The organism is Pseudoduganella lurida (assembly GCF_007830455.1).
Taxonomy (GTDB): domain Bacteria; phylum Pseudomonadota; class Gammaproteobacteria; order Burkholderiales; family Burkholderiaceae_D; genus Rugamonas; species Rugamonas lurida.
The window spans coordinates 611,949-633,308 of the sequence record NZ_VLLB01000003.1; the positions used below are offsets into that span (position 1 = coordinate 611,949).

The window sequence follows — 21,360 nt, forward strand, 5'->3', positions numbered from 1 at the left end:
TGGGGCCATCGCCCACTGACCCCTCATCGCTCCATGAAGTTCAGTACCTTTCGACTCGCCACCGCCACCGCTGCCGCGCTGCTGAGCGCCTCGCTGATGATCCAGACTACCCTTGCCGCGCCGCTGTCCTCGGCGCTGCCCGCGCCCGGCGACATCCTGCCCGTCGCGCCCCATGTGAAGGTCGGCAAGCTGCCCAACGGGCTGACCTACTACATCCACCGCAATGCCCGCCCCGAGAAGAAGGTCGAGCTGCGCCTGGTGGTCAAAGCCGGCTCGATCCTGGAGGACGACGACCAGCAGGGCCTGGCCCACTTCACCGAACACATGGCCTTCAACGGCTCCACCAACTTCAAGCGCCACGAACTGGTGTCGTACCTGCAGTCGATCGGCGTGAAGTTCGGCCGCGACCTGAATGCCTACACCTCGTTCGACGAAACGGTGTACATGCTGCCGATTCCCACCGAATCGAAGGAAGCCGTGGAGAAGGGCTTCCTGGTATTGCAGGACTGGGCCGGCGGCCTGACGTTCAACGAGGCGGACATCGACAGCGAACGGGGCATCGTGCTCGAGGAACTCCGGCTCGGCAAGGGTGCCAACGACCGCATGAACCAGCTGCTGTACCCGAAGCTGTTCAACGGTTCGCGCTATGCGCAGCGCCTGCCGATCGGCAAGGCCGACGTGCTGCGCACCTTCAAGCCGGAAGCCCTGAAGCGCTTCTATCGCGACTGGTACCGGCCCGACCTGATGGCCGTCATCGTGGTCGGCGACATCGATCCGGCCGAGGCGGAACGGCAGATCCGCGCGCACTTCGGCCAGCTGAAGAACCCTGAGAACCCGCGGCCGCGCGAGTATGCCGTGATCCCCGAACGCAAGACCTCCGAAGGCCTGGTGGTGTCGGACCGCGAAGCGCCGTCCGACGTACTGCTGATCCGCTATCCGATCGTGCCGCATCCGGAAGATCCCACCTATGCCGGCTACCGCCGCGACCTGGTGGAGCGGCTGTACGGCATGATGCTCAGCCAGCGCATGATGGAACTGACGCAGCAGGCCGACCCGCCGTTCATCCAGGGCGGCAGCAATATGGGCAAGGTGGTGCGCGGCTACCGCTCCTTCTCGGCGTCCGCGCTGCTCGGCAAGGGCGGTCCGATCCCGGCCATCAACGCGCTGGTGCAGGAAGACGAGCGGGCGCGCCGGTTCGGCTTCACGGCCTCGGAGCTGGAGCGCGCGAAGAAGACGGTACTGCGCAACTACGAGCGCATGTACGCGGAGCGCGACAAATCGGATTCCGGCGGTTTCGCCGCCGAATACCTCCGCAACTTCCTGGAAGGCGAGCCGCTGCCCGGCATCGAGAACGAGTACGCGTATGCGCAGGCGCTGGTGCCCGGCATCACGCTGGACGAAGTCAATGCCGCCGTGCGGGCCGCCATTCCATCGGACGACAAGAAGCTCGTGATCCTGATGGGGAACCTGAAGGAGGGCGTACGGCCCGCGCCGGCCGAGCTGCTGGCCGCCGTCGATAAGGCCAGAGACACCGCGATCACCGCGCGCGCCGAAAAGACCTATGCGACGAAGCTGCTGGAGCAGCCGCCGGCCGCCGGCAGCATCGTGGCCGAGCAGCGCAACGCAGCCCTGGGCGTGACGGAGCTGACGCTGTCGAACGGCGTGAAGGTGATGCTGAAACCGACCGACTTCCGCAACGACCAGGTCCTGATGAGCGCCGTGCGCTTCGGCGGCCAGTCGCTGTATGGCGATGCGGACATCTACAACGCCCGCTATGCCAGTCCGCTGGCGGCGCGCATGGGCGTGCTGGATTATTCGCCCACCGACCTGCAGAAGATCCTGGCCGGCAGCAGCGTGACGGCCGGCGTGTCGCTTGGCGAGGTGACGGAAGGCGTGGCCGGCAGCGCCGGCAGCGCCGATATCGAGACGCTGCTGCAGCTGACGTATGCGCAGTTCACGCGGCCGCGGCGCGACGAAGTGCTGTTCAACTCCTTCATCGCCCGCGAGCGGGATGCCGCGCGCAACGCGCTGATGCGGCCGGAAGCGGCGTTTGCCGATACCGTGCGCGCCACCGTATTCGGCAACCATCCGCGCGTGGCGCGCGCACCGCGGCCGGAGGACTTCGACAAGGTGGGCCTGGATCGCGCGCAGCAGATCTACCGCGAACGCTTCCACAGCGCCAAGGGACTGGTGTTCTTCTTCGTCGGCAGTTTCGAGGTGGCGAAGATCAAGCCGCTGCTGGCCACTTACCTCGCCGCGCTGCCCGCCGACGACATCCCGGTGGACTTCCGCGACCTGGGCGTGCGGCCGGTGCGCGGGGTGGTGAGGAAGGACGTGCGGCGCGGCGCGGAGCAGAAGAGTTCCGTGTCGATCACCTTCACGGGACCGGCGCAGTACTCGCAGGCCAGCCAGCTGCGCGCCCAGGCGCTCATCGAAGTATTGAACCTCAAGCTCACCGAAGTGCTGCGCGAACAGCAGGGCCTGATCTACGGCGGCGGCGCCAGTGGTGGTATCGCCAAGCTGCCCTACGAGAATTACTCCATCGGCCTGGGCCTGCCATGCGGTCCCGAGAACGTCGACAAGGTGATCGCCGCGGCGTTTGCCGAGATCCGCAAGCTGCAGGAACACGGGCCGGAGGCGGCCGACCTGGCCAAGGTGAAGCAGAACTGGATCACCACCTACCGCCGCAGCCTGCGCGAGAACGGCTACTGGATGAGCAACCTGCAGGGCGCCTACGTCAATGGCGTCGCGCCGGAATCGATCCTCGACTTCGAGGCGCGCGTGGCGGCGGTCGGCGCGGCCGACCTGCAGGCCGCGGCGAAGCAGTACTTCGACTTCGGCAATTACGTGCAGGTGGTGCTGTACCCGGAAGCGAAAGCGGGTAAGGATGTGAAGGAAGCAAAGGAAGGAAAGGACATGGCGGCGGCTCCCGGCGCATAGGCAAGCGAGGGCCGCCAGGGCATCCTGTCGTGCGGCACGCGCCAATCATTATGCTAGCCTTGGCGGACAACGAAGGAGACCGTCATGTTGAAAAGGATCGCGGCCGCGGCGCTCGTCATCGTCGCCGTCGTGGTGGGCCTGGCGCTGACGCAGCCCGACACGTTCCGGGTGCAGCGCAGCGTGGTGATCGCGGCGCCGCCGGCGCGGGTGTTCGCCTACCTGAACGACTTCCACCGGTGGCCCGCCTGGTCGCCGTGGGAGCAGCTCGATCCGGCGATGCGGCGTACCTATTCCGGCGCGGCGGCCGGGCAGGGCGCCACCTATGCGTTCAGCGGCAACCATGACGTGGGCGAAGGCCGCATGCAGATCGTGGAGAGCACGCCCGCCGTCCTGGTGGCCGTGCGCCTGCATTTCTACGAGCCGATCGACTCCGAAGGCGACACGCGCTTCGAGCTGCGGCCGCACGGCACCGGCACCGAGGTGACGTGGACGATGTCCGGCGACAGCCCGTTCCTGATCAGGGTGATGGGCGTCTTTTCCAGCATGGACAGCATGGTGGGTCCGGACTTCGAGGAAGGCCTGGCGCGGCTGAAGACAGCCGCGGAAAGGGACACGCCGACACCGGCACCGACCCCGGCGCAGACCCGGGCTCCGTAAGGCTGCGGCTTGAAGCTGCTCCGTGAAGCTGCTCCGTGAAGCTGCTTCGTAGCTGCTCGGTAACCCTGCTCCGTAAAGCTGCTCCGTAAAGCTGCTCCGTAAAGCTGCTCTGTAACCCTGCTCTGTAAGCCTGCTTCTAGCGCACGCCGGATGCCCCGCTGGTGCGCGTGGCGCAGATCTGGTTGCGGCCATCCTCCTTGGCCGAATACATGGCCCGGTCGGCCGCCACGAACAGCGTTTCGGTGATGTCGAGCTGCTGAGGATACGCCGTCGCCACGCCGATGCTGACCGTGATCCACGGGCTGGTGGGCGATTTCGGATGCGGCAGCCGCAGCGCCTCGACATGCGCGCGGATCGCCTCGGCCAGGCCGGTGGCCGCTTCCAGGTCCGTCTCGGCAAACAGCAGCACGAACTCCTCGCCCCCGTAGCGCGCCGCCAGGTCGGTGCCGCGCAGCGCATGGGTGGCGATCGCGCCGGCCACCTGCTGCAGGCAGATGTCGCCGGCAGCATGGCCCAGCGAGTCGTTGTACAGCTTGAAGTGGTCCACGTCCAGCAGCACCAGCGACAGCGGCGCGCCGGTGCGCGTGGCGCGCTGCCATTCCTTTTCCAGGAAGCTGTCGAAGTGGCGCCGGTTGGCGATCTTGGTGAGCGGATCGACCATCGCCGCGCGCTGCAGCGCATCCTCGGAGAGCTTGTGGTGCGTGATGTCGTGCAGCAGGCCGATGAACAGGGGCTGGCGCAGGAACATGGGCGTGAGCGTCAGGTCCATGCACACCGAGTTGCCGTTGCGGTGGCGGATGATCACCTCGCGCGTGCCGTGGCTGTGCGCGGTGGCGGGATTGGCGGCGTGGCGGGCAAAGTAGTCCAGGTACTCCTGTGCCACCAGGGGATTGAGCAGGTCGCCGATGTAGCGGCCGGACAGCTGGTCGGCCTGGTAGCCCAGGTACTGGTCGCAGGCCGGATTGGTGAACTGGATGCGGCCGCTCGCTTCGATGATCAACAGGCCTTCGGCCATGCTGTTGACGATGGTGCGCAGCCGTTCCGCCTGTTCCTGCTGGGTTTCGCTGCTGGCGCGGATCTGCAGCTGGGCGCGCACGCGGGCGCACACTTCGGCCATGCGCAGCGGCTTGCCGATGTAGTCGACGGCGCCCAGGTCGAAACCGGCCACCACGTCTTCCGCCTCGGTGCGGGCGCTCATGAAGATGACGGGAATGCGCTGCGTGACGGGATGGGCCTTGAGCAGGCGGCAGGCCTCGAAGCCGTCCATGTCCGGCATCACGATGTCCATCAGGATGAGGTCCGGGTGGACACGCTGCGCCAGCTGCAGCGCGCGCTCGCCGGAATTGGCCACGAAGGTCTGGTAGCCCTGTTCGACCATCTGTGTCCGCAGCGCCGCGAGATTGTCGGGTGCGTCGTCCACGATCAGGATCGCGGGATCGCGCAGTCCGGTAGGACCGAAGGCGGCCGCGCTTTCGCGTAGATTCATGCTGGCTCGTTCAGAATGTCTGGTTCTTGATAATACTCCTGGGAAAGTCTAATTTGTTGCAAGTCATCTTTTATTTGGTGAAAAAGATACGCTTCGCGCCACGGGGGCGTAGCGGTTTTTCCGGAACTGCGGACTTTGCATGGCAAAAGAGCCTGCGCCGCCGAAGCGGGGCAGGCTCTTGCATGGCAGGCGAACGCTTACATGCGCGCGCTGATCAGGCGGCCCAGCACGGACACGCCGTGGCGGATGCGCTCCGGCGGCACCGTCACGAACGACAGGCGCAGCGTGTTGGTCAGCGGATCGGTGGCGTAGAACGGCGCGCCCGGCACGAAGGCGACCTTCTCCTTGATCGCGGCATCGAGCAGCTCGACGGCGTTGATGTGCTGCGGCAGCGTGACCCAGATGAACATGCCGCCCTGCGGCCTGGTCCACTTCACGCCGGACGGGAAGAACTCGGCCAGCGCATCGAGCATCGCCTGGCACTGCTTGCCGTACAGGTCGCGGATGGTGGGGATGTGCTGGTCCAGGAAGCCGTCCTTGACCACTTCATGCACGACCATCTGCGTGAGCTGCGCGGTGTGCAGGTCGGCGGCCTGCTTGGCCAGTTCCAGGCGGCGCACCAGCGGCTGCGGCGCGACGACATAGCCAAGGCGGATGCCCGGCGTGAGCACCTTCGAGAAGGAGCCCATGTAGATCACGCCGTCCGGGTTCATGGCCACCATCTTCGGCAGCGGATCGCCGTTGTACGACAGCGCGCCGTAGGGATCGTCCTCGATCAGCGGCAGGCCGAGGCGGGCGCAGGTTTCCACGAGCTCGTGGCGGCGTGCGATCGACAGCGTGCGGCCGGTCGGGTTCTGGAAGTTCGGCAGCGAGTACAGCAGGCGCGCGCCTTCCGCCACCGGCGCGATCGACGAAGGGATCAGGCCATCGTCGTCCGTCTGCACGGAGGCGAACTTCGGACCGTACACGGAGAATGCCTGCAGCGCGCCCAGGTAGCTGGGCGTCTCGACCAGCACGCGGTCGCCTTCGTTGATCAGCACCTTGCCCAGCAGGTCCAGCGCCTGCTGCGAGCCGGACACCATCAGCACCTGTTCCGGCACGATCTTCGCTCCGTCCTTCGAGAACGAATCGGCGATCCACTGGCGCAGCGGCATGTAGCCGTCCGTCGGGCCGTACTGCAGGGCCGTGTGGCCGCTGGTCGTCAGCACCTTGTCGAACGCCGCCTTCATCACGTCGACGGGGAAGGTGGCCGGCGACGGCAGGCCGCCCGCGAACGAGATGATCTCGGGCTGCTGCGTGATCTTCAGGATCTCGCGGATGGCCGAGCTTTGCAGGGCGGTGGCACGGTCGGAAAAACGCCACTGAAGCGGATTGGAATGGTCGATGGTCATGCGGCTCTCTCAGGAAAAATGCGGGCGGGGCCCGGCGAACAGGCGCGCTTGTGGCGGCCTTTTGAGGCGGCGTCCGGGTAGGCCGCCGCCGTGATTCGAAAACGGACGTTGAAGCTTATTTGATCTCGGCGATCAGTTCGATCTCCACGCAGGCGCCGCGCGGGATCTGCGCCACGCCGAACGCCGAGCGGGCATGCTTGCCGGCGTCGCCGAACACTTCGCCGATCAGTTCGGAGGCGCCATTGGTGACCAGGTGCTGGTCGGTGTAGTCCGGCGTGGAGTTCACCAGGCTCATCACCTTGACGATGCGCGTGACGCGGTTCAGGTCACCCCCGCAGGCTTCCTGCAGCGTGCCGAGCAGGTCGATGGCGATGGCGCGCGCGGCCTGCTGGCCTTCGGCCGTGTCGATGTCCTTGCCCAGCTGGCCGGCCCACACGGAACCGTCCGCCTTCTTGGCGATATGGCCGGAGAGGAACACCAGGTTGCCCGTCTGGACGTACATGACATAGGCGGCGACGGGCGCGGCCGGCGGCGCCAGCGTGATATCGAGCGACTGCAGTTTTTCGTAGACGGACATTGCATCTCCATTGTTGCGGTGGTGGCGGCGGAGGCCGGAAAGACCATTATTGTACGACCTGGCGCCGGCCCCGGGGCACCATCCACGGCTCAGTTCGTGTCACATGGGGGCAGGCACCCTGACACGGTCTCTTCCATTCATCTGCCCACTTCGCGGCATGACGCCAGGACCATGATCACACTGCCGAGCTCGCGTCACGGTGCCTGACCCCATGTGACACGAGCTCGGCTGTTGATGTTCAGCGCTTCACCGCCATCCGGCGGCCCAGGGCGACGACGGCGATGACGGCCAGCGCGAAGGCGAGGTGGTCGGCCTGCAGCGGCTCGCCCAGCACCAGCGCGGCGCCGAGCAGCGACAGGAACGGCTGCAGCAGCTGTACCTGGCCGACGCGGGCCACGCCGCCGAGCGCCATGCCGCGGTACCAGAACACGAAGCCGATGAACATCGAGAACACGCCCAGGTAGGCGAAGCCGGTCCAGGCGGCGGGGCTCGCGGACGCCAGCGCGGCGCCGTGCTGCCAGGCCCGCCATGCCGTCAGGGGCAGCGACACGGGCAGCGCCAGCACGAGCGCCCAGCCGATCACCTGTTGTCCGCCCATCTGCTGCGCCAGCCGGCCGCCTTCCGCATAGCCGATGCCGGCAGCGGCCACGGCGGCCAGCATCAGCAGGTCCGCGGACTGCAAGGTGCCGCCGCTGTCGCGCAGCGCGAACGCGATTACCAGGCCCGATCCCGCCAGCGCCATGCACCAGAAGCCGGCCGAGGGCCGCTCGTGGCCGCGCAGCGCCGCACGCAGGGCGGTGGCCAGCGGCAGGATGCCGACCAGCACGGCGCCATGCGCCGCCGGCAGCGTGCGCATGGCGATGGAGGTCAGCAGCGGGAAGCCGATCACGCAGCCGGCCGCCACCAGTGCCAGGGCCGGCAGTGCGGCGCGCGGCGGCGGCGGCACCCGCGCCCAGCGCAGCCAGGCGAGGGACAGCAACGCGGCGACGACGGCGCGGCCGACGGTGGCGAACAGCGGATCGATCTCCGCCACGGCAAGCCGCGTGAACGGCAGCGTGAGGCTGAAGATGGCCACGCCGGCCAGGCCCAGCAGCATGCCGGCCGTTTCGGCGGGCAGGGCGCCGGAGCGCGTGGCGAGCGTACTCATGGCGTGCCCTCGGCCAGCACCCTTGTCAGCACCGCCGCATCGGCAGGCGTGCCCTCGGCGAGCACCCTTGTCAGCACGGCCGCATCGGCAGGCGTGCCCTCGGCCAGCACCCTTGTCAGCACGGCCGCATCGGCAGGCGTGCCTTCGGCCAGCACCCTTGCCAGCACCGCCGCATCGACATTCGATCCGCTCAATTGCAGGCCCACCGTGGCGTTGCGCACGCGGGAATCGTCCTTCAGCTGCAGGGCCGCAGCCAGGGCCGCCGCGCCGGCGCCTTCCGCGACATTGTGCGTGGCCGTGTAATACAGGCGCATCGCGGCCGCCACCTCGGCTTCGCTGACAGCCACCACGTCGTCCGCATGCGCCAGCAGCAGCGCCAGCGACGCCGGGTCCGGCACGCGGCAGGCCAGGCCATCGGCGATCGTGTCGACGACCGGGGCGGTCACCGCGCGGCGCTGCTGCCACGACAGCAGATAGGCCGGCGCATTCTGCGCAACCACGCCGACGATGCGTGCTTGATGGCCCAGCGCCTCGCGTGCCGCCAGCGCGCCCGCGAAGCCGCTGCCCTGGCCGAGCGCCACGAACAGCGTGCCGATCTCCGGCCGCGCGCGCAGCAGCTCCAGCCAGCCGGTGGCCACGCCGGCCACCAGGTCCGCGTGGAAGGAGGGCACCATGTGCAGGCCATCCCCTTCGGCCAGCAGCATCGCATGCTCGCGGGCGGCCTGGAAGTCGTCGCCGTGCTCGATCAGCGTGGCGCCCAGTGCCCGCATGGCCGCGTTCTTCTCCACGCTGTTCCCGTGCGGGACGACGATGGTCAGCGGCAGGCCGTGGCGGCGGGTCGCAAAGGCCAGTGACTGGCCGTGGTTGCCGCGCGTGGCCGTGATCAGGCCCGGGACGCGCGGCGCGCGGGCCAGCAATTTTTCAACGTAGACCAGGCCACCGCGCACCTTGAAAGCGCCCACCGGCGTGTGGTTCTCGTGCTTCACCCACACCGCGGTGCCCAGCGCCGCATCCAGCAGCGGCCAGGAGTACTGGGGCGTGGCCGGCATCGCGTCATGGACGATGGCAGCGGCAGCTTCGATGTCGTGCAGGGTCGGCAGCATGGGAACCTCTGGAATGGACGAGCTTTTATCGTAGAATAAATGGCCGGTACAGTGCCAGTACACTCGCCGGCACTCTTCGCATAACTGTAGCGGTTGAATAACCAGTACAACGAAAGGGCGCCATGAATTCCCCACTTGCCGCCACGCTGGCCCGCGACACGGGCGAATCGCTCACCGACCAGATCGTGCGCAGCGTGGCCGTGCGCATCGACGAGCGCGAGCTGCGCAGCGGCAGCCGCATGCCGTCCATCCGCCGCTTCGCCGAGCACCATGGCGTGTCGCCATTCACCGTGGTGGCCGCGTACGACAAGCTGGTGGCGCGCGGCTACCTGGAATCGCGGCGCGGCGCCGGCTTCTTCATCCGCGACCGGGCACCGGTGCGGCCGACGGCGGCAACGGTCGTGCCCGAACCGGCCAATGGCGCGCTGGACGTGAGCTGGCTGGTGCGGAACATGTTCCGCCAGATGCCGCACCGGCAGATGCCCGGCACCGGCGTGCTGCCCGGCGAATGGCTCGATGGCGCCAGCGTGACGAATGCGCTGCGTGCGATCGGCCGGCTGGACAGCCAGTTCCTGCTCAACTACGGCACGCCGCAGGGCTACCTGCCGCTGCGCGAACAGCTGCAGCGCAAGCTGGCGGAACTGGAGATCGGCGCCGCGCCCGAGCAGTTCGTGACCACGGCCGGCGTCACGCAGGCGCTGGACATCGTGGCGCGCGAATTCACCCGGCCGGGCGACACGATCCTGGTCGACGATCCGGCCTGGTTCCTGATGTTCGGCTCCTTTGCCGCGCTGGGCGCACGCGTGATCGGCGTGCCCCGCCTGCCGGACGGCCCGGATCTGGCGCGCCTGGCCGAACTGGCGGCGCTGCACAAGCCGCGGCTGTATGTCATCAACTCGGTGCTGCACAATCCCAGCTCCACGTCGTTGTCGGCTGCCAAGGCATTCCAGGTGCTGCGCCTGGCCGCGGAACACGGCTTCACGATCATCGAGGACGATATCTACAGCGACCTGCATCCCGGCAGCGCCGTGCAGCCGGCCACCCGGCTGGCGGCGCTGGACCAGCTGCAGCGCGTGGTCTACCTGTCCGGCTTTTCCAAGACGATGGCCGCCAACCTGCGCGTGGGTTTCATCGCGGCGTCGCCCGACCTGGCGCGCCGGCTGGCGGATCGCAAGATGCTGCAGACGCTGACCACCAGCGATATCGGCGAACGCATCGTCCACAAGATCCTGTCGGAAGGGGCGTACCGCAAGCATGCGGAACGGATGCGCGCCCGGCTGGACGGCCTGCGCGCCCGCACCGTAAGACAGATGGAACGCGTGGGCCTGGCGGTCGACGTGGCGCCGCCGGCCGGCATGTTCGTCTGGGCCGATGCGGGCACGGACACCAATGTGCTGGCCGAGCGGGCGATGGGCGAAGGCATCCTGCTGGCACCGGGCAGCCTGTTCTCGCCGAGCCAGCTGCCGTCCACCTTCATGCGACTCAACGTGGCGGCCATGCAGGATCCGGCGATCTGGCGCTTCTTGCAGAAGAACTTGTGAGAATGTTATCGTAACAAGCTCTCGACAGGGCCGGTCTTGAAATAGGGCATCGACAGTCCCATATTCCGGCAACGAATTCATGCATCAACCTTTTTGCTCACACGGGGACAACAATGGCCGATAACAAAGAAACTCTGGGCTTCCAGGCAGAAGTCAAGCAGCTGCTGCAGCTGATGATCCACTCGCTGTACTCGAACAAGGAAATCTTCCTGCGCGAGCTCGTCTCGAACGCGTCCGACGCGGCCGACAAGCTGCGCTTCGAAGCCATCAACAACGACGCGCTGTACTGCGACGACCACGAACTGGCAATCACCGTCTCGTTCGACAAGGCGGCTCGCACCATCACCATCGCCGACAACGGCATCGGCATGAGCCGCGACGAAGTGATCAGCCACCTGGGCACGATCGCCAAGTCCGGCACCAAGGAATTCTTCGGCAAGCTCTCCGGCGACCAGCAGAAGGACGCCGCGCTGGTCGGCCAGTTCGGCGTGGGCTTCTATTCCGGCTTCATCGTGGCCGACAGGATCACCGTCGAGACGCGTCGCGCTGGGCTGGCGGCGAATGAAGCCGTGCGCTGGGAATCGGCCGGCGAGGGCGACTACAGCATCGAGCCGATCGAGAAGGCCACGCGCGGCACCAGCATCATCCTGCACCTGCGCGAAGGCGAGGACGAGCTGCTGTCAACCTGGAAGCTGAAGTCGATCATCACCAAGTACTCCGACCATATCTCCCTGCCGATCCGCATGGCGAAGGAAGACTGGGACGACGAGAAGAAGGAAAACGTCGTCAGCGACGAACTGGAAACGATCAACCAGGCCAGCGCGCTGTGGGCGCGCAGCAAGAGCGACATCACGCCGGAACAGTACGAAGAGTTCTACAAGCACGTGTCGCACGACTTCGGCGCGCCGCTCACCTACACGCACAACCGCGTGGAAGGCCGCAGCGAATACACGCAGCTGCTGTACATCCCGGCCAAGGCGCCGTTCGACCTGTGGGACCGCAACAAGCGCGGCGGCATCAAGCTGTACGTGAAGCGCGTGTTCATCATGGACGATGCCGAACAGCTGATGCCGACCTACCTGCGCTTCGTGAAGGGCGTGATCGACTCGGCCGACCTGCCGCTGAACGTCTCCCGCGAGATCCTGCAGGAGTCGCGTGACGTCAAGGCCATCCGGGAAGGCTCGACCAAGCGCGTGCTGGGCATGCTGGAGGAACTGGCGAACGCGGAAGAGCAGGATAAGAAGGACAAGTACACCACCTTCTGGAACGAGTTCGGCCAGGTGCTGAAGGAAGGCATCGGCGAGGACTTCGCCAACAAGGAACGCCTGGCCAGGCTGCTGCGCTTCTCGTCCACGCACACCGATTCGACCGAACAGACGGTCGCGCTGGCCGACTACGTGTCCCGCATGAAGGAAGGCCAGGCCAAGATCTATTACGTGACGGCCGACAGCTTCACGGCGGCGAAGAACAGCCCGCACCTGGAGATCTTCCGCAAGAAGGGCGTGGAAGTGCTGCTGCTGACGGACCGCGTGGACGAATGGATGCTGTCTTTCCTGAACGACTTCGATGGCAAGGAACTGGTGTCGGTGGCGAAGGGCGGCCTGGATCTGGGCACGCTGGAAGACGAAGCGGAGAAGAAGGAGCACGAGGAAACGGAAGCGCAGTACAAGGACCTCGTCACGAAGATGAAGGATGCGCTGGGCGACAAGGCCAAGGACGTGCGCGTGACGTTCCGCCTGACCGACTCGCCGGCCTGCCTGGTGGCGGACGAGAACGAACTGTCCGGCAACCTGCTGCGCATGCTGAAGGCCGCCGGCCAGAACGCACCGGAGTCCACGCCGATCCTCGAGATCAACCCCAACCACCCGCTGGTCACGCGCCTGAAGTACGAAAACGAAGGCGACGGCCAGTTCACCGCCTGGGCCCACCTGCTGTTCGACCAGGCCCTGCTGGCCGAAGGCGGCACGCTGGCCGACCCGGCCTCCTTCGTGCGCCGCATGAACGAGATGCTGCTGAAGTAAGCCGCGTTCATCGTTCTACGGCAGAGGCCGTGTCCACCTTGGGGTCAGACCCCGAAGTGGACACGGCCTCTGCCATTTCGGCGATGCCATCATCGTCCAGCGGCCTGGGCACCGCCGCGCCGCCTGCGCTGCGCCGCCAGCAGCACCAGCGGCGCGCCGACGGCCAGCAGCGCCACCTCGGCCGGTTCGGGCACGGGTTCGAGGAAGCCGCGGATCTCGCCGGCCGGCGCGAAGGAGGTGTGCAGGTTCAGGTAGGCGCGGCCCGTGTCCAGGCCGGCCAGCAGCGCCGCCTCGGCGCCGGCCGTGGTGCCGCCGTTGGCCGTGATGAAGCCGGCGTTCCAGGTAGCGGCCAGCGACGTGTCGAACACGCGCCGGTAGCTGCCCGAGGTCACGCCAAGCGGGAAGTCGACGAAGGTGGGCACCTGGGTGGCCACGCCGGCCGTGCCGGTTTCGGCGATCGCGGTGCAGCAGTGGATATGCGCTGCCGTCGTGCCTTCCAGCAGGCCGGCGAAGGCCACGTCCAGCGTGAGCGTGTGCGTGGCGATGTCGAAATCGACGACGGCCGTGCCGGTGCCGGGCGAGGCGTTCGGTGGCGCCTCGTTCGCGCCGGACAGCGTGGTGGTGTAGACGGCCGCGCCGGCATCGAGTCCGGCCAGGCACAGCGCCAGGGCCGCGACGCCCTGCAACAGCTTCCCGCGTAGCGATGAATGGTTCATGTCCGTCTCCTTTTTATAGACGAGACCGGTCAAGCAAAGCGCGCGCCTGCATGCGCAGTGATCGGTAAATCAGGCACTTGAGGCGGCCGGTCCGGCGGCCGTCGCCGCGCTGTCAAGAATTCCGGCATAGCATGACCTGCACGGCTGAATCCGTTAGATACGCCACACTTCACTATGTTGTAGAATCCATTCTTGCCTTTTATTAAAGCCTTTGGGCCGCTGACGTCATGCAATCCAGCTCCTGCTCCGTCCTGCTCATCGACGACGAGACCCTGGCACAGGATTACCTCCTGCATTGCCTCGAATCCCACATCGACATCACCCTGTGCTACGAGCATTGCTCGGAACGCGCTGTCGAGCTGGCGGTGCAGCACCGGGCCACGATCGTCCTCGTCGACCTGCGCATGCCCGGCGTCGACGGCTTCGGCGTACTGGGCAGCCTGCGCGCCGACCCGCGCACCGAACACCTGCCGATCGTGCTGCTGTCCTCCGAACACGATGCCGAGGTCAAGGTGCGCGCGTTCGAAGCGGGCGCCAACGATTACCTGGTCAAGTGGCCGCATCCCCGCGAACTGGTGGCGCGGCTGCGCTATCACAGTGCCGCCTACGTGGCGCGCCGCGAGCGCGACGAAGCGTTTGCCTCGCTGGCTCGCAGCCAGGAGGAACTGCGCGCCAGCCAGGCCGCGCTGCACCAGGCGCAGAAGATGGAAGCGATCGGCCAGCTGACGGGCGGCGTGGCGCACGACTTCAACAACGTCCTGCAGATCATCGGCGGCAACCTGCAGCTGGTGAAGCTGATGGGCGGCCTGTCCGACAATGCCCGCAACCGCATCGATTCGGCGCTGACCGGCGTGGAACGGGGCGGGCGGCTGGCAGCCCACCTGCTGGCCTTCGCGCGCCGGCAGCCGCTGCAGGCCGTCGTCATCGATCCTTCCGCCGTGCTGCTGGAAATGGAAGAGATGCTGCGCCGCGTGCTGGGCCCGCAGGCGCACATCGGCAGCGACATCGCGCCCGGGTGCTGGAGCACCGCCGTCGATCCGAGCCAGCTGCACAACGTGATCCTGAACCTGGCGATCAATGCGCGCGACGCGATGCCGCACGGCGGTGAGCTCACGCTGCGCTCGCGGAACATCCGGGCCGGCTCGCCGGAACTGGCCAAGGTGGGCGATGGCGACTACGTGATGCTGGAAGTGGCCGATACCGGCAAGGGCATGCCGCCCGATGTGCTGGAGCGCGCCTTCGAGCCGTTCTTCACCACCAAGCCGACCGGCCAGGGCACGGGTCTGGGCCTGTCGATGAGCTATGGCTTCGTCAAGCAGTCCGGCGGCGAGATCGTGCTGGACAGCACGCCGGGCCAGGGCACGAGCGTGAAGATCTTCCTGCGCCGCAGCGCCGCCGAGGCGATGCCGGAGGAAGAGGACACCGGCGACGCGCCGCTGTTCGGCGGCGTGGAAACCATCCTGGTGGTCGAGGACGAGGAAGCGGTGCGCGATACGACGGCGGCCCTGCTGTCCACGCTGGGCTACCGCGTGCTGCAGGCGGAGGATGCGGACCAGGCCGCGCGCATCGTCGACAACGGGGTCAATATCGACCTGCTGTTCACGGACGTGATCATGCCGGGCAAACTGAGCAGCCTGCAGCTGGCCGACAAGGTGCGCGACCGCTGCCCGGAGGCCCAGGTGCTGTTCACGTCCGGTTACGCGGAAGGGGTGCTGGCCCACGAGGGCCGGGTGGATCCGGGTGTCAGCCTGCTGCCGAAACCCTACAATCCGGAGGTGCTGAGCGCACGCATCCGGCACATGCTGCGCCGGCGCAGGGCGGCGGCGTAAGGTCCAACGGCCGGCCGGTCAGCTGTTCGGCCGCACGTAGCGCTGCGAGCCCGGTGGCGGTTCGTTCAGCACGGCCCAGAACACGCCCAGGTCCGAAATGGCGCGGACGAATTCCTTGAACTCCACCGGCTTCACCACATAGGCATTGACGCCCAGCTCGTAGCTGCGCACCAGGTCCTGCTCCTCGCGGGACGAGGTGAGCATCACCACGGGCAGCGCGCGCAGGTGCATCACGTTGCGGATCTCGCGCAGCACTTCCAGGCCGTCGACCTTCGGCAGCTTCAGGTCCAGCAGCACGACGGCGGGATTGCCCTGCACGCGGTCGATGAACTCGCCGCGCGCGTGCAGGTAGTCGAGTGCTTCGGCGCCGTCGCGCACGACGATCACCTCGTTGGCGAGCTGGCTTTTTTCCAGCGCGATCAGGGCCAGTTCGAGGTCGTGGGGATTATCCTCGACCAGCAGGATGGGCTTCAGCATGGATTAGGTACTCGGTAAGATGTTTGGAATGGTGAAGGTGAAGGTGGCTCCCTCGTTCAGCGCGCCCTGCGCCGCCACGCGGCCGCCATGGCGCTCGACGATGCGGCGCACATTGGCCAGGCCGATGCCGGTGCCCTGGAAATCCTCCATGCGGTGCAGGCGCTGGAACACGCCGAACAGCTTGTGCACGTAGTCCATATTGAAGCCGGTGCCGTTGTCCGCCACGCTGAACACGGATTCCGTGTCGGTCCGGCGGCCCTCGATGCGGATCTCCGCCGGGTCCTTCTGGCCGGTGAATTTCACGGCGTTCGACAGCAGGTTGATGACGGCCAGCTGGAGGAAGGTGGGATCGGCCGTGACCGCCGGCAGCTCGCCGACGTGCCAGACGATGTTCCGGCCGCCGCCGGCGTCCAGCTTCACCTTGTCGACGCAGGAGCGCACCAGGTCGTTCATGTCCACGTGCACCGGCCGCAGCGAGGCGCGGCCCATCTGCGAAAAACTGAGCAGGTCGTCGACCAGCTTGCCGGCCAGGCGGGCCGATTCCTTGATGTTCTTCAGGAAGCGCTGGCGCTTCTCCAGCGAGTCGTTGCCGGCCGCCTCCATCAGCAGGTCGGCAAAGCCGGCGATGTGCCGCAGCGGCGCGCGCAGGTCGTGCGAGACGGAATACGAGAACGCTTCCAGTTCCTTGTTGGCGCGGCCCAGCTCATCGGCCAGTTCGGCCATCTGCTCGGCGCGTTCCAGCGCGATGCCCAGCAGCGCGGTGCGGAATTCCACCGCCATTTCCAGCTCGCCCGGGTGCCAGGGCAGCGCCGTGCCGTGCACGGTCTCGCGCCAGGAAGCGAAGCTGGTGCGGGGGCTCAGTTCGCGCGGTGCGTCGGCCGGAATGTCCCCCTCCTTCTCGCGCGGCTTGCCGGCCCAGTCGATCGTGTAGACGACTTCGGGACGGAACCACAGCAGGTAGTGCTGGTGGATGCGCGAGATCGGCATCGCCAGCAGGCCACTGGCCACCTGGCGGAACGCGTAGGCGGGCGGGTAGTCGGCGGCCAGCTGCTCGGTGTGATACAGGTCGTCGTGCGTATTGGCCTGCAGCCAGCCCACCAGCGCACGCACCTGCGCCTCGCCCGGCGTTTCGCCGAAGCCCACGATGCGGTCGTCCACCACCACGGCCACGCCGCCGGCGCGGGCGAAGTGCAGCAGCTGGGGGAACACATTGCCCATGTTCTCGATGAAGTCGGCGCCCTGCGTGAGGCCGGCGAGCGCATCGACCATCGTGCGACGCACCTCGAGGCGGAACTGCAGCTCGTCGGCCATTTCGCGGCTCTCGATGCGCAGCGCCAGGATCTGGCCCAGCTGCTCGCAGGCGGTGCGCTTGTCGAAGGTGATGTGGCAGGCCGCCGCGTTGTGGCAGGAAATCAGCCCCCACAGGCGGCCCTGCACCATCAGCGACACGGACATCGACGCCATCGTGCCCATGTTGCGCATGTACTGCAGGTGCACCGGCGAGACGCTGCGCAGCGCGGCGAACGACAGGTCGTTCAGTGCGCCCGTCAGCGGATTCTCCGGCGGCACCAGGCGCGCCGGCGTGTAGTTCGCGTCGTGGATCAGGCGGATGCGGTTCAGCGCATACAGCTCGCGCGCCTGCTTCGGAATGTCCGTGGCGGGAAAGCGCTGGCCCAGGTAGGAGGGCAGGCCGCCATCGCCGCTTTCGGCCAGCACGTGGCCATGGCCTTCGTCGTCGAAGCGGTACACCAGCACGCGGTTGAAGCCCGTGACGGCGCGGATTTCGGCCGCCGCCGTGGCGCTCATCTTCTCGACCGGGTCGCCGTCGCCCAGCTTCTGCAGGAAGTCGCCCACCAGCGGATACAGGTGACGGAAGTCAGCCACGCCGGTGCGCTGCACGGCCTCGAATTCGAGCATCAGCAGCGCATCGTAGCGGTGCACCAGCACGTCGAAGCAGCCGCCGTTCAGGCGCACCGTGGCGGCGAAGTTGGGGCGGCCGGCGACACTGGACAGTTCACCCGCGAGTTCGCCTTCGAGCTGCGCGGCGATCGCGTCGCCGACGACACCGGCCAGCGTGCGGCCCAGCGCCGCCGTCGCGCTCACGCCCAGGTGGTGCGCCAGGTTGTCGCTCGCCTGCACCACGGTGCCGTCCGGCGCCAGGGCCAGCACGCAGCCGTGCGGCTGGACGCTGCCCGGCGTGCGGATCGGCTCGCGGTCGCAGCTGGTCAGGTCCAGGGATGGGCTTGCTAGTGTCATGGACAGGATTTTACCGGTAAATGCATGCCCGCGCGCAAAATCAGGGGCCTGTCGGTGGCTGTTTCGCGCCGTCCATCCGGTCAGCGCACGCTTTGCAGCAGGAAGGACGACTGGCCGCAGCTCTTCTCGGAACGGCGGATTTCCTCGGGCGCGCAGGAGCGCGAGGTGCCATCCTTGCGGTAGCAGGCGTGCAGTTCGCGCAGGAAGCGGCCGGCACCCGTGCAGAAGGGCACCACGGCATCCTCGGCCAGGCGCGGATTGGCGGCCCGGAAGGCCTCCTTGAACTGGGCGATGGTGACGCGCACCGGCTGCTCCGGCGTGCGGTAGGCGGCCGGCACGACGAGGCCGTCCTTCAGCCTGGCCGACAGCGCCAGGTACTGGTCCGGCGCCAGGCCGGAGCAGGTGCCGTGCTTGGACCATTCGTGGCCGATCAGCTTGGGCGACGGATAGATCGCTTCGTACTTGCGGCGCGCCGCGGCCGGCAACGGCTCGCGCGAGCAGCTGTCCGGATAGCCTTTCTCGTATTGCGGCCACAGGCCGTGCAGCACGAAGCCGAGCCGGCGGTCGCTGCCGCACTGGTTCGGATCGCGGCCGCCATTGGTGGCGCAGTAGGCCGGCGACCAGGACAGGGCCAGCGCGTAGTAGTCGAACACGCCGGGCGTGTCGTCATGCTTCGGCTTGCGGGCTTCGGCCGCGCCGCACAGCAGCGCCGCCGCCAGCATCAGGAGGGCTTTGTTCTTCATGGTTTTCTTCGTCGTCATCATTACAGTTCGGTACGCAGCGCGAACAGTTCGGGGAACAGCACCACGTCCAGCATCTTGCGCAGGTAGCTGGCGCCGCTCGTGCCGCCCGTGCCCGTCTTGAAGCCGATGATGCGTTCCACCGTCGTCACATGGCGGAAGCGCCAGAAGCGGAACGCCGTTTCCAGGTCCACCAGCTTTTCGGCCAGTTCATACAGCGCCCAGTGATGCGCCGGGTCGCGGTAGACGGCCAGCCAGGCGGCCTTGACGGAGTCGTTCGCGACGGTCGGCAGCGTTGCATCCGGCGCCAGCCGCGCCCCGTCGATCGCGAAGCCTTCCCGTGCCAGCAGGCGCACGGCTTCGTCATACAGCGACGGTTCGTGCAGTGCCGCCGCCAGCAGCGCGTGCGCCGCGGGCGCCGCCTCATGGACAGACAGCAGCGCGGCGTTCTTGTTCCCCAGGATGAACTCGATCTCGCGGTACTGGTGCGACTGGAAGCCGGACGAGGCGCCCAGATAGGGCCGGATCGCCGTGTACTCGGGCGGCGTCATCGTGGCGAGCACATCCCAGGCGTGCACCAGCTGGTCCATGATGCGCGCCACCCGCGCCAGCATCTTGAAGGCCGGCGGCAGGTCGCCCGCGCGCACGTGGCCGCGCACGGCATGCAGCTCGTGCAGCATCAGCTTCATCCACAGTTCGGTGGTCTGGTGCTGGACGATGAACAGCATCTCGTCGTGCGCGGGGGAGAGCGGGCGCTGGGCGGACAGGATCCGGTCCAGGCCCAGGTAGTCGCCATAGCTCATGGACTTCGAAAAGTCCATTTGCGCTCCATGCCACTGCTTCTTGTCTTCGTCCGTCATCGCATCCTCACGTCACCGCGCCGCGCGCGGCGTTCACGTCATACGCTTCCTCGTCCAGGATCCCCTTCAGCACGTCCACCGCATCCCACACTTCCGTGAAGCTGGTATAGAGCGGCGTGAAGCCGAAGCGCATGATGGCCGGCTCCCGGTAGTCGCCGATCACGCCGCGCGCAATGAGTGCCTGCATCACCGCGTAGCCGTGCGGGTGCGTGAAGCTCACGTGGCTGCCGCGCCGCGGGTGCTCGCGCGGCGTGACGAGGCCCAGCGGGTGGCCGGCGCAGCGGCTTTCGACGAGGGCGATGAACAGGTCCGTCAGGGCCAGCGACTTGGTGCGGATGGCGTGCATGTCCGTCGCGCCGAACACGTCCAGCCCGCATTCGACCAGGGCCAGCGAGACGACCGGCTGCGTGCCGCACAGTGCGCGTCCGATCCCTTCGCCCGCCGTGAAGCTGCTCGCCATCGCGAACGGCGTGGCATGGCCCCACCAGCCGGACAGCGGTTGCGTGAACGTCGCCTGGTGACGGCGCGGCACCCAGATGAAGGCCGGCGCGCCGGGACCACCGTTCAGGTATTTATAGGTGCATCCCACCGCAAAGTCGGCATTGGCTTCGTGCAGGTCCACCGGCACGGCGCCGGCCGAGTGGGCCAGGTCCCAGACCGTCACGGCGCCGGCGCGGTGGGCTAGGGCGGTGAGGGCCGCCATGTCGTGCTGCAGGCCGGTACGGTAGTTCACGTGGGTGAGCATCAGCACGGCGGTGTCGGGGCCCAGCACGGCGGGGATTTCTTCCGGCGTATCGACCAGCCGTACTGTATAGCCGCGCTGCAGCCATCCCGCCAGGCCTTCGGCCATATAGATATCGGTGGGGAAGTTGCTGCGCTCCGTGACGATCGTCCTGCGTTCGGCATGGGGCGCCTGCAGCGCGAGGGCGGCCGCCAGTGCCTTGAACAGATTCACGGAGGTGGTGTCGGTGACGACGACTTCTCCTGCGTGCGCGCCGAGCAGCGGCGCGAGCCGGTCGCCCAGGCGGCGCGGCATCTCGAACCAGCCGGCCGTGTTCCAGCTGGTGATCAGGTCCTTCCCCCACTCCTGGGCGATGACCTGCTGGGCGCGGGCGAGGGCCGCCTTGGGACGGGCACCCAGCGAATTGCCGTCGAGGTAGATGGTGCCGGCGGGGAGGTCGAAGCGCTCGCGCAGGGCGGCCAGCGGATCGGCGGCATCGCGCGCCAGGCAATCGGCGCGCGTGAGGACAGGGTGGTTCATGTGTGTTCGTCGCTTGTGGCGAAGTGGCGCAGTGTAGCACGGGAGGCAACAGTGCCTCGCCGCGGGATTGCCGTTTTGGCACCATAAAAAATTTCAAAAATAATTTTCAAAAACCCTAAAGTCCCGCGCCGTGCTGCCGTTACCCATTCCAGATGCCCTGAAAAGGGTGCCGAGCAGGTGGATGCAGTAGCAAATTTGCATCCTGCAGCAGGGAAGTTGAATTGGATGCAAAAGGGCGAGCTCCTCAAGGCTTTGAACGGCAGAAAAAAAGTTAAAATTTTTTGCTGCGGACCCTAAAGTTTCCAAATCGGCCGCCGTTACCCTGTTCAGATGTCGCCAAAAAGCGTCACCCCGACAA

16 protein-coding genes are annotated in these 21,360 nt (G+C 67.1%); 5 read left to right on the forward strand and 11 right to left on the reverse strand.

All coding sequences use genetic code 11. The annotated features are described in order from the left end of the window. The first annotated feature begins 33 nt into the window (after window positions 1-33). Complete coding sequence (locus IP91_RS12190; protein ID WP_145649213.1) at window positions 34-2,940, forward strand: M16 family metallopeptidase; 2,907 nt, start codon at window positions 34-36, stop codon at window positions 2,938-2,940. Window positions 2,941-3,024: 84 nt separating this feature from the next. After that, window positions 3,025-3,597 carry an SRPBCC family protein gene (locus IP91_RS12195; protein WP_145649214.1) on the forward strand — a complete coding sequence of 191 codons (573 nt, stop codon included), beginning with the start codon at window positions 3,025-3,027 and terminating at the stop codon, window positions 3,595-3,597. A gap of 136 nt (window positions 3,598-3,733) precedes the next feature. On the opposite strand, the gene IP91_RS12200 is transcribed toward IP91_RS12195, so the two are convergent. From IP91_RS12200 to IP91_RS12220, 5 genes are all read right to left on the reverse strand, one after another. Further along, the gene (locus tag IP91_RS12200; protein ID WP_145649215.1) at window positions 3,734-5,083 is read right to left on the reverse strand and encodes a diguanylate cyclase domain-containing protein; all 1,350 of its coding nucleotides are present in this window, start codon (window positions 5,081-5,083) and stop codon (window positions 3,734-3,736) included. A 197-nt stretch (window positions 5,084-5,280) separates the two neighbouring features. Next, window positions 5,281-6,474: an aminotransferase-like domain-containing protein gene (locus IP91_RS12205; RefSeq protein ID WP_145649216.1), complete on the reverse strand. Its 1,194-nt coding sequence runs from the start codon at window positions 6,472-6,474 to the stop codon at window positions 5,281-5,283. 115 nt (window positions 6,475-6,589) lie between these two features. Next, a complete protein-coding gene (locus tag IP91_RS12210) occupies window positions 6,590-7,051 on the reverse strand; it encodes a RidA family protein (RefSeq protein WP_145649217.1) in 462 nt (153 codons plus the stop codon). A gap of 238 nt (window positions 7,052-7,289) precedes the next feature. Then, window positions 7,290-8,198, reverse strand: a complete 909-nt coding sequence (locus IP91_RS12215) for a DMT family transporter (protein WP_229474312.1) — start codon at window positions 8,196-8,198, stop codon at window positions 7,290-7,292. Further along, window positions 8,195-9,301: a threonine dehydratase gene (locus IP91_RS12220; protein WP_145649218.1), complete on the reverse strand. Its 1,107-nt coding sequence runs from the start codon at window positions 9,299-9,301 to the stop codon at window positions 8,195-8,197. Before IP91_RS12220 ends, IP91_RS12215 begins: the two co-directional genes overlap by 4 nt. Window positions 9,302-9,423: 122 nt before the next feature. Between IP91_RS12220 and IP91_RS12225 the strand changes: the two genes are divergently transcribed. Further along, window positions 9,424-10,842, forward strand: a complete 1,419-nt coding sequence (locus IP91_RS12225) for an aminotransferase-like domain-containing protein (RefSeq protein ID WP_145649219.1) — start codon at window positions 9,424-9,426, stop codon at window positions 10,840-10,842. Between the two features lie 113 nt (window positions 10,843-10,955). Further along, window positions 10,956-12,863: a molecular chaperone HtpG gene (gene htpG / locus IP91_RS12230; protein WP_145649220.1), complete on the forward strand. Its 1,908-nt coding sequence runs from the start codon at window positions 10,956-10,958 to the stop codon at window positions 12,861-12,863. An 89-nt stretch (window positions 12,864-12,952) separates the two neighbouring features. Here htpG and IP91_RS12235 read toward each other — a convergent pair whose 3' ends face one another. Beyond that, complete coding sequence (locus IP91_RS12235) at window positions 12,953-13,579, reverse strand: CHRD domain-containing protein (protein ID WP_145649221.1); 627 nt, start codon at window positions 13,577-13,579, stop codon at window positions 12,953-12,955. Window positions 13,580-13,806: 227 nt separating this feature from the next. Between IP91_RS12235 and IP91_RS12240 the strand changes: the two genes are divergently transcribed. Continuing rightward, window positions 13,807-15,408, forward strand: coding sequence for a response regulator (locus IP91_RS12240; RefSeq protein WP_145649222.1), 1,602 nt, complete (start codon window positions 13,807-13,809; stop codon window positions 15,406-15,408). An 18-nt stretch (window positions 15,409-15,426) separates the two neighbouring features. Here IP91_RS12240 and IP91_RS12245 read toward each other — a convergent pair whose 3' ends face one another. The 5 genes from IP91_RS12245 to kynU form a co-directional block, all read right to left on the reverse strand. Next, window positions 15,427-15,885, reverse strand: coding sequence for a response regulator (locus IP91_RS12245; protein ID WP_145649223.1), 459 nt, complete (start codon window positions 15,883-15,885; stop codon window positions 15,427-15,429). Between the two features lie 3 nt (window positions 15,886-15,888). Continuing rightward, window positions 15,889-18,141 carry an ATP-binding protein gene (locus tag IP91_RS12250; RefSeq protein WP_145649224.1) on the reverse strand — a complete coding sequence of 751 codons (2,253 nt, stop codon included), beginning with the start codon at window positions 18,139-18,141 and terminating at the stop codon, window positions 15,889-15,891. Window positions 18,142-18,221: 80 nt separating this feature from the next. Beyond that, window positions 18,222-18,884 (reverse strand): ribonuclease T2 family protein, encoded by a 663-nt coding sequence (locus tag IP91_RS12255; protein ID WP_145649225.1) that lies wholly within the window; start codon window positions 18,882-18,884, stop codon window positions 18,222-18,224. Between the two features lie 20 nt (window positions 18,885-18,904). Beyond that, a complete protein-coding gene (gene kynA, locus IP91_RS12260; protein WP_145649226.1) occupies window positions 18,905-19,741 on the reverse strand; it encodes a tryptophan 2,3-dioxygenase in 837 nt (278 codons plus the stop codon). A gap of 7 nt (window positions 19,742-19,748) precedes the next feature. Next, window positions 19,749-21,002, reverse strand: a complete 1,254-nt coding sequence (gene kynU, locus IP91_RS12265; protein ID WP_145649227.1) for a kynureninase — start codon at window positions 21,000-21,002, stop codon at window positions 19,749-19,751. Window positions 21,003-21,360: the final 358 nt, after the last annotated feature.